General features: G+C 59.0%; 7 protein-coding genes. 5 read left to right on the top strand and 2 right to left on the bottom strand.

Annotated elements, in window-relative coordinates:
• Positions 1-118: 118 nt before the first annotated feature.
• The 3 genes from TERRO_RS06050 (at position 119) to TERRO_RS06035 (ending at position 2,955) form a co-directional block, all read left to right on the top strand.
• On the top strand, positions 119-1,504 hold the full coding sequence (locus TERRO_RS06050) for an ATP-binding protein (protein WP_169315283.1): 1,386 nt from the start codon (positions 119-121) through the stop codon (positions 1,502-1,504).
• On the top strand, positions 1,501-2,172 hold the full coding sequence (locus TERRO_RS06045) for a LuxR C-terminal-related transcriptional regulator (protein ID WP_014785110.1): 672 nt from the start codon (positions 1,501-1,503) through the stop codon (positions 2,170-2,172). The genes TERRO_RS06050 and TERRO_RS06045 overlap by 4 nt, the downstream gene beginning before the upstream one ends.
• Positions 2,173-2,538: 366 nt before the next feature.
• The gene (locus tag TERRO_RS06035) at positions 2,539-2,955 is read left to right on the top strand and encodes a secondary thiamine-phosphate synthase enzyme YjbQ (RefSeq protein WP_041593055.1); all 417 of its coding nucleotides are present in this window, start codon (positions 2,539-2,541) and stop codon (positions 2,953-2,955) included.
• Between the two features lie 126 nt (positions 2,956-3,081).
• Here the strand turns inward: TERRO_RS06035 and TERRO_RS06030 are convergent, their stop codons facing one another.
• Together TERRO_RS06030 and TERRO_RS06025 are read right to left on the bottom strand one after the other, a co-directional pair.
• A complete protein-coding gene (locus tag TERRO_RS06030) occupies positions 3,082-4,926 on the bottom strand; it encodes an alpha-amylase family glycosyl hydrolase (RefSeq protein ID WP_014785107.1) in 1,845 nt (614 codons plus the stop codon).
• Between the two features lie 88 nt (positions 4,927-5,014).
• On the bottom strand, positions 5,015-8,380 hold the full coding sequence (locus TERRO_RS06025; RefSeq protein WP_014785106.1) for a TonB-dependent receptor: 3,366 nt from the start codon (positions 8,378-8,380) through the stop codon (positions 5,015-5,017).
• 222 nt (positions 8,381-8,602) lie between these two features.
• Between TERRO_RS06025 and TERRO_RS06020 the strand changes: the two genes are divergently transcribed.
• The gene (locus TERRO_RS06020) at positions 8,603-10,801 is read left to right on the top strand and encodes a winged helix-turn-helix domain-containing protein (RefSeq protein ID WP_014785105.1); all 2,199 of its coding nucleotides are present in this window, start codon (positions 8,603-8,605) and stop codon (positions 10,799-10,801) included.
• 109 nt (positions 10,802-10,910) lie between these two features.
• Positions 10,911-13,382: a glycoside hydrolase family 31 protein gene (locus TERRO_RS06015; RefSeq protein WP_014785104.1), complete on the top strand. Its 2,472-nt coding sequence runs from the start codon at positions 10,911-10,913 to the stop codon at positions 13,380-13,382.
• Positions 13,383-13,407: the final 25 nt, after the last annotated feature.

Here is a 13,407-nt window from a genome sequence, read left to right as displayed (position 1 = left end):
TGAGACAGGCTCTGGAAGAAGCGGTTGAGGGCTCGATCTTTCGATGTCTAAGCGTCTATCTTTCGATAGTGGTCTGTGTAATCGCTCGCTCAAGCAGGATGATATAGAAGTGGTGCGAATGACTCATTGGAGAGAACGACCTGCAACCGTCGCGCTCGCGGCAGCAATACTCGCTGCGGCGATTTCCGTGTTTGATCGGCTATTGCCGCACGACGTGCCACTAAGCCTTCTATACCTGCTCCCCATGGGCATGATCGGTTCCGTTGCCTCGCGTTGGCAGGTACTATCAGCCGCCCTACTTTGCACAGGCATTGCCGAGTACTCCGACGCATTCGCTTGGAGCGCGTCCGCAGGCATCCCGCGTGACCTGCTCTCCTTCATCGCGTTCGCCTCGGAAGGTCTTTACATACGCGAAGCGCTTTCGAAACGACAGTCCGAGCGACGGAACATCAAACTACTTCAGGAAGAAAACCAGGCTCGCCGCGAGGCTGAGGAACAGTTGAGTCTGCTCATTGGCAGTTCTGCGCTCGCCATCCTCACGCTTGATGGCACCGGTCTCATCATCCAGGCAAATCAAGCGGCCCGCCAGATGTTTCAGGAGGGTGCGTGTGGAGACGAATCGTTACTCGGGATCGGAGTGACGACGCTGTTGCCGGCGCTCGGGCGCGTGCCGCACCGGTCTCACCCCGAGCGGCCCGTGAAGACCATGATGCAGACACAGGGATTCCGGCGCGATGGCGCGCCCTTCCTGGCAGAGGTGTGGTTCTCCACATACACCACGACGCACGGACCACGCACGGCCGCCATGATCGTCGACGCATCGGATGATCTTCGCGACCGCGAAGAGTCGGCACTGGAACAACTGCTGAACAGTTCGCGTCTTGCTGTGGGTGCGGTCGCGCATGAGATCCGCAACGTGAGCAGCGCGATCCAACTCGTCCAACGCAACCTGCTCACCACCACGCCCGCACTCGGGGACACACCTGACTTCATCGCACTGCAGCAACTAACCTCAACGTTGGAACGCATGGCCTCTGTCGAGACGTCACAAGTGAAGCGCACCGCAACAATTCTTCCATTACAACACTGCTTCGAAGAGCTGCGCATCGTCTCACAAGCCATGCTGCGCGAAAGTGACATCGCTCTGGAATGGAATGTGCCGGCGGATCTCCCAAGCGCATGGGCGGATCAGCAGGGATTGATGCAGGTTTTTCTGAACATACTTCGCAATGCGCAGAGCGCTCTCGCATCAACGGCTGACGCCAAGGTTCGCGTTGACTTTATACGCAATGCGAAAACTGTGTCGATCCGCATCAGCGATAACGGGCCCGGCGTCGCTACTCCAGAATCACTCTTTCGCCCTTTCTGGGCGGCACCGACAACCGTCAGTTTCGGGCTCTATCTTTCGCGCGCAATCCTCAACAGCTTCCAGGCGGATATCTCTTATGAGCCTTTGAATCCGGGCGCGTCCTTCGTGATCGCCTTGCAGGTGGCCTCACTATGAGCGATCTGCAAACACCCATCCGCATCCTGCTCGTGGATGATCACACGCTCTTTCGCGAGAGTCTACGGCGCGTGTTGGAAGCTGAGGCTCCCTTCCGCGTTGTTGCCGAGGCATCCACCCTGGAGGAGGCCACAGCGTACTGCACTGGCGGTGGGGACTTCGATCTGGGATTGGTTGATTTCCAGTTAAGCTCTTCGGACCCTGCGAAGAATGGCCTCGCGGTCCTTCGCGCAATACGCCAAACGAATGCGTCAGCCGCCGTCATTTTGTTGACCGCAGGCACTGGCAAGGCGGAGTTACGCGAAGCTGTGCAGACTTACGCGGCCAGCATCTTTTTAAAGTCAGAACCGACGTCCGATCTCTTTCTCGCCATCGAAAGAACGCTCGAGGGCAGACGCTGGATTTCGAGCGGTGCCAACCGACTCCTGCTGGAAGAGTCTTCCGCTCCGTCCGCCTCCGCGCCGGGCGAAGCTGCATTTACAGCACGTGAACTGATGGTCTTGCGCTGGATCACAGAAGGTCTCAGCAATAAGGAGATTGCCGACAAGCTCACCATCTCAGAGAGCAGCGTGAAAGCGTTGCTGCAAAAGCTTTTCGAAAAGACCTCCGTCCGAACGCGTTCGCAGTTGGTGCGTTATGTCTTTGAATGCGGTCTCACGCTGCCTTGAAACGCCGCATGCAGACGCGGCAACAGTTGCGCGCGTGCCTGCGACGCCGCACTCGCCTGCAGGTCTTTGTGATGGCACTCTTTCTCGGGCTTCCCGTGCTGATCATCTCGTTCTTCATTTGCGTCGAAATATGGAACTATCTCGAGATGAACTCGCATCTGATCTGGCATCGCACGATGAATCGGCCATTGCGAGAAGAGAATCAGGATGCAGTCTGGAGTCGTCACAAGACCCCCGAAGAAGAAGGTCTACCTTAAAGCCACTCGTTAAGGCGGCGGTGATGACTAGCAAAACGTTCCCAACGTACTACATCAAGATCGGAGCGCCGAGGCTTTGAGCCCGGAGAACCAAGTAAAGGCAGGAATTGTGAATCAGTCTGTAAGAACTATTGTATTGACGACGCGTGGTCAGGGACTTTACGAATTTACCGAGACCCTAAGTTCCTGGCTCAGTGAGCAGGAGATACAGACGGGATTATTGACTGTGTTCTGCCGTCACACCTCCGCTTCGCTCCTGATCCAGGAGAATGCGGACCCCACGGTGCAACATGACATCAAGGCCTACTTCAGTCGGCTGGCACCGGAGAATGGCCCCTACGAGCATAACGATGAAGGAGCGGACGACATGCCCGCACATCTGAAGACTGCCCTAACGCAGATCCAGCTTTCGATCCCACTCGTGAACGGCAGACTCGTCTTAGGCACGTGGCAGGGCGTCTATCTCTTCGAACATCGTGTGCGTCCGCACAGGCGTGAGATTGTTCTGCATCTCATCGGCGAGTAGTCATCTGTGTGATAACGCCCCTCACACCAATAGCGGCGACGGTGACTGCTCTCTTGGTTATAACTTAAAGAGAGGGGCCACCGTCGCCGCCTAAGGTTTGCTGTCGTTTCTTCCTGCGCTGCGCAGCTACTGGATCTCCGCGATCAGGGCGCTGTTCGCAGGTAAGGCGACGGCGACATCGCCCGAGCCGAAGGTCAACTCTCCTTCACCGTAAAGCCGCGTAGCGGCGTTGGCGCCCGTGATGCTGGTGTCAAGCGTCGGCAGATGCAGTGTCACATCCTCACTACCGCGGTGAATTGCGATCAACACTCGCTGCTTCCCTTCCGTGCGGGTGTAGACGAGCGAGTCTGTTGAGGCATAGAGGATCTGCAGCGTGCCGGTCTGCAATGCGGGCGTCTTGCTGCGCAAGGCCAGTAGACCGCTCGTCCAGTCAAACATCTCCTTCTGGACGGGCTGGCGTGTTGACGCCTGGAAGACGTCGTTGGAAGCATTCGCGAAGCCACCCGGGAAATCATGGCGGTTGTCCGGATCCTGGTAGCCGTCCATATAGATCTCGTTGCCGGCATAGAGCTGCGGCATACCGCGGACTGTCAACAGAAATGTCATCGCAAGCTTCCCTCCTGCAAGAGTTGCGTTCGGCTCGCTGGCGAAGCGAATCAAGTCATGATTGTCCAAGAACGGGACGAGACGCTCCGGATGTGGATAGAGCGAGTCCTGTCGAAGAATCGTTACAAGCTCGGTCATCGGTGACGCGCCTGTGAATGCGTTGCGGATCGCGAAGTGCAAGGGGTAATCAAGCGGCGTCCAAAGTCCCGTGTCCACACCATCACGCGTCACACCACCCGCGAAGGATGAGTTAATGATGGGATCGGTTCCGGAAACCTCACCAACGCTGGTCAGTTTAGGGTAGAGCGTGCGCAGTGTGCTGTTGAACTGAGTCCAGAAGTCGCGCTGGACATACGGGAAGGTATCGATGCGGAGGCCGTCGAGTCCCGCCTGCTCGGTCCACCAGATCGCGTTCTGTACGAGATATTTTGCATTCGCCGGGTTTGATTGATTGTTGTCCGGCAACGTGTCCACAAACCAACCTTCCGTAACATCACGCTGTGTGCTCCACGGCGCATGCGAGTTAGTCAGCGGCTGAAAGTCCATCTGCGCGACCGTGTGCTTCACCTTCGTGCCGTGGAACCATGTTGGTTCGGGCTCATCGTTTACCCACGGATGCATGGGGCCAACGTGATTCGGCACGGTATCCAGCACGAGCTTCATGCCACGCGCGTGCAGCGCCTTGCTCAACGACTTCAGATCCTCCAGCGAACCATAGTGCTCATCGACCGCATACATATCGGTTGCGCCGTAGCCATGGTAGGAATCGTGGTCGTGGTTCTGGTAGACCGGAGTGATCCATACCGTATTGATGCCCAAGGCCTGGAGGTAATCGAGGTGCTGCTCAATGCCTCGGAGATCGCCTCCGTGCCAACCGCGCCCTTCCTTCCGTTGTGCCTGTGCTGCGGCGCTATCCGCGCTGTCCTTGGCGTCGGGACCGTCGTTGGTCTTGTCACCATCGGCGAACCGGTCCGTCATGATTAGATACATCACATCGCGTGATGAAAAACCAGCGAAGCCATCGTTGGCCGCGCGGCGCGGCTCAAAGCGGAATGGGACCTCTGCCTTGCCCTGTGTCGTCTGAGCGGTGATGCGAAGATCGCCGACCGAGGTCGCGTCTTTCGCCAGCCACAGCTCCGCCCAGTGGCCGTTGTCGGAGATGGTGGTGCGCTCAATGGGCAGACCTCCGACGCTGAACTTAGCGCCGTTCAGGTGCTCGCCATTGATGAGCAACATGGGAGCAGGCATGTTCACCCACCAGTTGGGTGGATCAACTTTCGTGATGCGAGGTGCCTGTGCGTGCAGCGACAGTGCGCTGGCGAAGATCAGGGAGAGACAGGAAGCAACAACAGGCCGAGCGAACATGGGTCAGGGTCTCCAGGGATCAGAAAAGCAAGAAAAAATGGGCGCCGATAGACTTCTCGGCGCCCATGGGTGAGTTACTGCCCGTTCGTTAGAACAGGAAGCGGATCGCCATCTGCATCTGGCGTTCGGAAGCCAGGCGCGTTGCGGTTACCTTGCCGAAGTTGCCGTCGGTAATAGTGCCATCCGGATTCTGGAACTGCGGCGTGTTGGTCACATTGAAGACTTCTGCCCGCAGCTCGGTCTTCAGACGCTCTGTAACACCAAGCGTCTTGAACATCGACACATCGCCGGCAGCAAATCCAGGTCCGTAGAACTGGTTGCGGCCCGTGTTGCCCTGGCGCCCATTTGGCTGTGTCTTGCTGAACGCTGCGGGGTTGATGTAGTTGCCCTGGATGCTATGCGTGTAGATGGGTTGACCATTGTTCGCATAGTCCGCGCGAATGCTCGTGCCACCGCCGTACACAGGGAAGGTAACGCTGAAGGGCGTGCCCGTCTGTGCCTGAACGATGGTGTTCAACTGCCATCCGCCCACAATGTAATCCAGTCCGCGGTTGATGTTGCTGCCGAACTGCTGACCGCGACCAAACGGGATGCTATACAGCGCACTGGCCACAAAGACATTGCGCTGATCCAGCGAGCTGTTGCCCTTGTTCAGGCTGTGATCGTAGTAGTTCAGATCGCTCACAGCGTAGAAGCCGAGGTAGCCGTTGGTGTTGTCGATGTTGTGCGCCCACGTGTACGACGAGGTGAGCGTCAGGCTCTTGTTCGCGCGGTAGTTCAACTGAGCCTGCAGGCTGTTGTAACGGCTGACGCCATCATTCAGGTTGTAGACGACCTGACCCAGCGTCGGGAATGCCGTGGGTGTGGTTGCTCCCGCGGAGAACGGCTTGCTGTTGAAGTTGTAACCCGTCGCAAGGTGGGTTGACAGGTTGCCAACGTAACCAACGGTCATCACCATCTTCGGTGTGATCTCGTGCTGAATCTGCAGGTCATACTGCTGCACCGTCGGGATCTTCTCCGTCTGGTTCACAGCGAAGACATTCGCACCGGCAAGCGACGAGGTTGTCGGGCCCGGTAGCGGAGCGGTCGCTAGCGTGCTGCTTAGCGAACTGCCTGTGGGGTTCTGGCCGGTGAAGGCGATGCGGGATCCGCCCGATGCGAAGTACGACGTGCTGCCACCGAACGGCACCTGCTGACCGAGCTGGTTGTCGATACCGCCACGATCCAGGAAGTAGAAGATACCGTAGCCGCCGCGCAGCACCGTCTTGCCCTGACCGGTCAGGTCATACGAGAAGCCAAAGCGTGGAGCGAAGTTGGTGAACCGGGTGTTGATGATGGAGCGGCCAACGCCATTCTGCCCTGCGATCAGCTCCGTCGGGTTTGCGCCGGTGCTGTTCGGGTTGAGCGCGGCCTGGCGGTTCTGCTGCTCCGTCGGGTAGGTGATCAAATCCCAGCGGAAGCCGAGGTTGAAGGTGAGCCGGCGGCTGAGCTTCCAGTCGTCCTGCGCGAAGGCACCCACTTCATAGTTGCGCGTGCCGAACAGGCCGCTCTGCGCACCGATGCTGTAGTTGTCTGCGAAGCCCGCGAGCACTTCCGACGTGTTGTAGCCGGTGAAGTCACCGTTGCCAAGCTGGAAGTAGCCCTTGCCCGAAATCGGACGGAAGTAAGCCACTTCACGACGGATACCATTACCACCAACCTTGAAGGTATGACCCTTCCAGATATAGGTGAGCGCATTGTTGATCTGGTAAGTGTTCTCCGGGACGAGGTACGTACCGTAGTCGCCGGTGTATTCCAACTGGCTGCCATTGCCGCCGATGAGTGCGCCGCCGCCCAGGTTCGTAGTCCGATTCGCATTCACGATGCCCAGGTTCGCCGAGATCGGCGTGTTGCTGAACACAGGCTGGTTAGCAAAGGTGTAACGCGTGTAGCCAGCACGGAACTCGTTGATGGTGTTCGGACCAAACGTGTGCGTCTCACCCAACACGTAACCGCGTGCGTGCACGTAGTTGGTGCCGGAAGCAAAGCCCGCCGGAAGGGCCGCAAAGCGTGATGACCGCGTGAAGTTGCTGTTGTCGTAGCTGAAGCGAGCAAACAGACGATCTGCCGTGGAGATGTTGTAGTCCAGGCGGCCGTCGATGGTGTTCGAATGACGCACGTCGGTGCGGATGGTGCGGTAGTTGTTCTGCGTGCCGCCCAGCGTACCGGGGATGTTCGGCAGCGGGAAGGCGTTCAGATAGCGCAGACCTGCCGAGTTCAGACGGCCCTGCGGAATGATGTTGTTCGCAAATTGCTGGCACGTGGTCGGGTCATAGATGCCACCGTTTACCGCGACCGTTGTAACACCAGGACGCCCACAAACGGTGGGTGCCTGGGTGGTCCCCCGGCCAAGCAGTTCCTGGAAGTTGCCCTGACGCATTTGCGCTGTGGGAACGGTCACGATCTCCGGATTCAGTGGCGAGTTCTCGCGCAGTCCCGAGTAGTCACCAAAGAGGAACAGGCGATCCTTAATGATGGGTCCACCGATGGCGCCGCCGAAAGTGTTGCGCTTGAACGGCAGCGGAGCCGTCTTGCTGGCGCCGAGGAACTGGTAGTTGGGGCTGGCGTCGAACAGGTTGGAGCGGGAGAACCAGTACGCGGAACCATGAATGCTGTTCGTACCTGACTTGATCGACGTCTGGACGATGGCGCCACCGGCGCGGCCGAACTCAGCCGGTGCGGTGCTGGTGTTCACACGGAACTCTTCCGTCGCTTCTACGTTCGGGAAGAAGTTGAGAGTATTGACCAGGCCTTCGTTATTGTCGACGCCGTCGAGGATGTAGTTGTTCGCCTGCGGACGCAGACCGTTCGTCGAGAGCGAGCCGCCGCCCGACGAGCTGTTGCGGAAAGTCTCCGCATCGCCGTTCACACCGGAAGCGCCGTTGCCATAGTTGCCGCGGGTCACGCCGGGCGAGAGGAGCGCGAGCTGGGTAAAGTTACGACCGTTCAGGGGAAGCTGAGTCTGTTGGCGGCTCTCAACGACACTGCCAATCGTGGACGAGCCAAGCTCGACCATCGGTGCTGCGCTGGTAACCTCAACCGTCTGGTCCGTCGAACCGACTGACAGCTTGAAGATGACCGTCTGTACCTGGGAGACCTGCAGATCAAAGCTCTGGGTAGTCGTCTGGAACCCCGTCATCGTCGCGGAAATCTTGTACGGACCGCGCTGCAGGGCTGGGAAGGTAAAGTTGCCGGCGGCATCAGCCTTGACGGTCTGGGTCTCAGATGTTCCCGTGTTGGTGATTGTGACGGTCGCGCCGGGGATGGTTGCTTCCGTGGGGTCGACGACGGTACCGGTCACGCGACCGGTATCGGTCTGAGCGTGAGCCTGCACGGAGATGCTGGCAAAGCCGAGCGATAGGGTCGCGGCTGTGACATAAAGGTGCGAGCCGAAGCTCTTGGACTTGGATCTCATTACGGTGGTGCCTCCAAAATGCCGCAGACAGTTTGAGGAGAACTGTTGGACAGCGTGAACTCTCCATAATCTGCTGGTGACAATTCCATCCTCTCGGTGTCGTTTTGTATTGAAAGACAAATCAACAATCAACTTGCTTTAAACCAGTTACTTACAGCGCTTCATAACTCACACTGAGAATCTTTTCGGGGGCAAAATGTTAGATTCTAGAGTGCGGTCCGTATGCGTCAGTCAACACATTCCGTGCGTGTAGCCTTTGGCACCTTCGAGGCAGACCTCTCTACTGGAGAACTGTGGCGGGGTGGATTCCGCATCAAGCTCCAAGGCCAGCCGTTTCGAGTGCTCGCTGAGCTTGTGCAGAATGCCGGTCAAGTAGTCACTCGCGAAGAACTGCAACAGCGCGTCTGGGAACCGGGAACGAATGTCGACTTCGACCACTCCCTCGGCACCGCAGTCAATAAGATTCGGGAAGCGCTCGGCGATAACGCAGACAACCCACGCTACGTTGAGACACTGACGCGACGCGGCTACCGATTCATTGCCCCCGTCACGGTCCTGGAGACCGCGGCTGCACCTGCAACGATAGATATAGCGACGCCACCGCCGCCGGACTTAGCACCATCGGTCCCCACGCTTCCGACTTCTCCAACTGCCATGATGTCGGTTCAGGAGGTCTCCAGAACGCCCTCGACCATAAACCGCCTATGGGTCGCAGGGGCAGCGATAGCGTTAATCCTGCTGATTGGCGTGTTCTGCGGCTTCTTAATAGGCAGGCCGGCCGGCGCACCGCAGATCCCCTCCTTACGCCAAGTGACTCATTCACAGAGGGTTCTTCCCGGTGGCGACGCAATGGAGGTATTTCCCGTCACGGTGACGGATGGCCTGCATCTCTTCGCGTCGGTAATCCGTGACGGCAGCGTTCACCTCGCCCGCATCACCATAGCGGGTGGCGCCGGCGAACCGATCGTTCTGCCGGATGAAATCGCTGGACCCGCTATTGCAGACATCTCCCACGATGGTTCCCGCCTGCTGGTGCGTAGCCACGCCTCCAACCAATCAGAGCAGCCGCTGTTTATCGTCCCTTCTGGCGGCGGATCCGCACAGCGCATCGTACGCATTCTGGCACACGATGCAACGTGGATGCCGGACGATAAGAAGATCCTCTATGCCACAGGGAATCAGTTACTTGTGGCGGGCCCCGACGGATCGGAGCCAGTCCTCTTCGCCACATTGCCTGGCCGTGCCTTCTGGCTGCGCTGGTCCCCTGACGGCAAAGTACTGCGCTTTACTCTGTTCGATCCCATACCCCACACCCAGGCTCTGTGGGAGATGACGGTGTCCAACCACACCGCACACCCGGTGCTCTCCAAATGGGCGGAAGCCAATGGCGTCTGCTGCGGCAGTTGGATGTCCGATGGCAGTTTCGTCTTTCAGGCTGCGCAAGGTCCGGCGTCTGATCTATGGCTGCTCGCGCCCCGGTCTTCCAACCCGGTTCGTCTGACGGATGGCCCGTTGACCTATCAGGGACCGGTTGCCGCTCGTTCGGAACGGACAATTTTTCTAACGGGCGTTTCCACTGAGGGCGAGGTGCAACAGCTCAAACCCGGTGCGCGCGACTTCGCGCCCGTCCGCAACTTCTATAGTGACGCTCACCGGCTTGAGCAAAGCCGCGACGGCAAGTGGCTGGCATGGGTTGATACGGTCGGACGACTGTGGCGAGCACGATCGGACGGTTCCGAGATCCTGCAGCTTAGCCCTGGCGATCTCCAGGTCTTTAACGCTCACTGGTCACCCGACGGCTCCCGCATGGCACTCATGGCTCGCAAGGCCTCCGGAGCATGGAGCATCTACCAGGAGTTCGCCGACGGCAGCGACCTGCAACCGCTGTTGGAAAGCGGCAGCAACACGGCCGATCCCACGTGGTCGCCGGACGGTCAAACCATTGTGCTGGGTCTGGCTCCTGACCTTCTCGGCAAAGACGCAGCCCCACGAACCATTCAGTTGCTCGACCTGAAGTCACACCGGGTGACGACGCTGCCGGGCTCGGATAATCTCTTCAGTCCACGGTGGGCGCCGGATGGCCGCTATATCGCAGCCCTATCCCTCGACCAGCGTCAGGTAAAGCTTTACGAAGTCGCAACGAAGCAGTGGCGCGTGCTGTCCGGGCGCTCCGCTGCCGACCCCGTCTGGTCGGCGGATAGCCACTATCTCTACGCAGATGCCTTCATGGATGCCGGCCAGCCGGTCTACCGCGTCGCGGTTGCCGACGGCAGAATCGAAGAACTGGGTGGAATGGATCGCCTGCGCTCGTCCGAGTTTAGCGACATGGTTCTGGCAGGCACGCTGCTGGATGGAACTATCGTCGTGAGAGCGCGTTCGACCACAGCGAACCTTTATGCATTAGGTCTAAGCACTCGTTGATCAACGCAATCTCTCTCATTCCTCAACACTTACCTGTTGATCAAAAGTTGAAGCGAAAATGCCCGTGAGCGGGTTGCGACGGTACACGCCGAAGTGGTGAGCTTCGACTATGTCACGCTGCGCTGTCCGTCTTCTATTCCCGACTGCCGTCTTTCTTCTGCCACTTGCTGCGCTCGCGCAACAGATTCGCGCAACGCCAAATGGACTGACAGCTACCGAGGACGGCACAACACTCGAAGTGACTGCTCTGCAGGCCGACAAGCTTCGCATCCGTGAGTGGCGATCTGCACCGCCCGAGGATGCGTCCTGGGCCGTGCTTCCAGCAAGCCGGACCAGCCGCGCTACGGTCGCGGCAGACGTGCGCGGCTTCCATACCGACAAGCTATCGGTTGAGATCTCCACAGGACTTCATCTCATCATTCGCGATCACCACGGGAACGTCCTGCAGGAAGACTCGACGCCCGTGCAGTGGCGCGGAGAGACCTTCCACATCTACAAGCAACGCGGCGAGAACGAGCACTTCTTCGGCCTGGGCGACAAGCCCGGCCCGCTCGATCGGGCTGGCCAGGAATTCACCATGTGGAACACCGACGACTTCGGCTGGCAGGAGTCGTCTGACCCGATCTACAAGAGCATTCCATTCTTTATGGATGTGAAGGACGGCCGGTCGTTCGGCATTCTGTTCGACAACACCTGGCGCACCTCGTTCGACTTCGGCCGAGAGAGCGCGCAGGAGTACAACTTCGGATCGCAGGGCGGCCCAGTCGACTACTACTTCCTTTACGGCCCTGAGCCGAAGCAGGTGATGGCGTCGTACGCCTGGCTGACCGGCCCGGCTCCCCTGCCCCCGCTTTGGTCTTTCGGCTTTCAGCAGTCGCGCTATACCTACTCGCCGGCTTCGCAGTTGTTGGATGTTGCCGCGCACCTGCGCAAGGACAAGATACCCGCCGACGCATTGTGGCTCGACATCGACTTTCAGAAGAACAACATGCCCTTCACCGTCGATCCCGTCGGCTTCCCCAAGTTCCCGGAGCTGGTGCAGCAACTGGCGAAGGAGCACTTCCACCTGATCGTCATCGCCGATACGCATATCGCGGATAAGCCGAACGCGGGCTACGTTCCTTATGACTCCGGCACCGCGGGTGACCACTTCCTGAAGAACCCCGATGGCACCACCTACGTCGGCAAGGTCTGGCCCGGCGACTCAGTCTTTCCGGACTACACACAGGCGCGTACACGCAAGTGGTTCGGCACGCTCTACAAGGACTTCGTTGCCGACGGCGTTTCGGGCTTCTGGGACGACATGAATGAGCCTGCAGTCTTCCGTTATCCCTCGAAGACAATGCCGTTAGACACACAGCATCGCATCGACGAGCCTGGATTTGCGAAACGCACTGCCAGCCACCGCGAAGTCCATAACATCTATGGCCTGCTCAACAGCCAGGCAAGCTACGACGGCGTGCTGGCTCTGCGGCCGAACGAGCGGCCGTACGTGATGACGCGCGCAACCTACGCAGGCGGGCAGCGCTATGCCGTGACCTGGACGGGGGACAACAGCTCAACGTGGAATCACATGCGCATGACCACGCCGCAATTGATCAACCTTGGCATCAGCGGATTCAGCTTTGCTGGGGCGGACGTAGGCGGCTTCGCTGGTTCACCGCCGGCTGACCTGCTCACAAAGTGGCTTGAGATCGCAGCCTTCCAACCCATCGATCGCGACCACTCCGCAAAGGGCACCCGCATGCACGAGCCGTGGGTCGACGGGCCGGAGCAGGAAGCTATCCGCAAGCGCTTCATCGAAGAGCGCTATCGCCTGCTGCCCTACATGTACACGGTGGCAGAAGAGACCTCACGCGACGGCATGCCAATGATGCGGCCGCTTTTCATGGAGTTCCCGCATGCCACAGCGGATGGCAGCCCGATGGATCTGGTCACTGGCGGCGCAGAGTTCCTGCTTGGATCGGATCTGCTCATCGCTCCGAATCCTTCGCCGGAAGAGGTGGCACCGTATGAACTGCATCTGCCGCCGGGAACCTGGTACGACTACTGGACCGGAGCACGCGCAGGCACACGTTCCGTGGTGCAGACGCGTGACTCTGAGGTACGCGACTCGCTGCTGGCATCGCAGCAGACCATGCTGACGCCGGAGCTTGCGAAGGTGCCCGTCTATGCTCGCGGAGGAGCGATCCTTCCCTTGCAGCCGTTGGTTCAAAACACCGACGAGACGCCCAATGGTCCACTGACGTTGCGGGTGTACGTTCCGTCCGCGGGCGAGAGTTGCAGTGGCACCGTCTACAGCGATGACGGCCACTCGCTGAACTATCGCAAGGGCGACTTCTTCCGTATGAACGCAAGTTGCAGCGTCAGTGCCGACGGCTTATTGAGCGTTACGTTAGATCCGGCGGAGGGCCGCTACAAGCCCTGGTTCAAACAGCTCCGCATCGAACTTGTCGGCTCACAACGAGCGCCGCAACGCGCTTCCATCGATGGGAAAGAGGCCGCGCTTGCGTCGACCGGCGCTGTGCCGAGCATCACGTTCGACTGGAACGCAAAGGGATCGCGGATCACGTTCCAGTAAGTTCAAGTTAGTAAGAGCATGATGG

Origin of the sequence: Terriglobus roseus DSM 18391 (genome assembly GCF_000265425.1) — a bacterium.
Lineage (GTDB): Bacteria > Acidobacteriota > Terriglobia > Terriglobales > Acidobacteriaceae > Terriglobus > Terriglobus roseus.
Note: the sequence above shows the minus strand (reverse complement) of the source record. Positions and strands in the feature narration are given on the sequence as shown.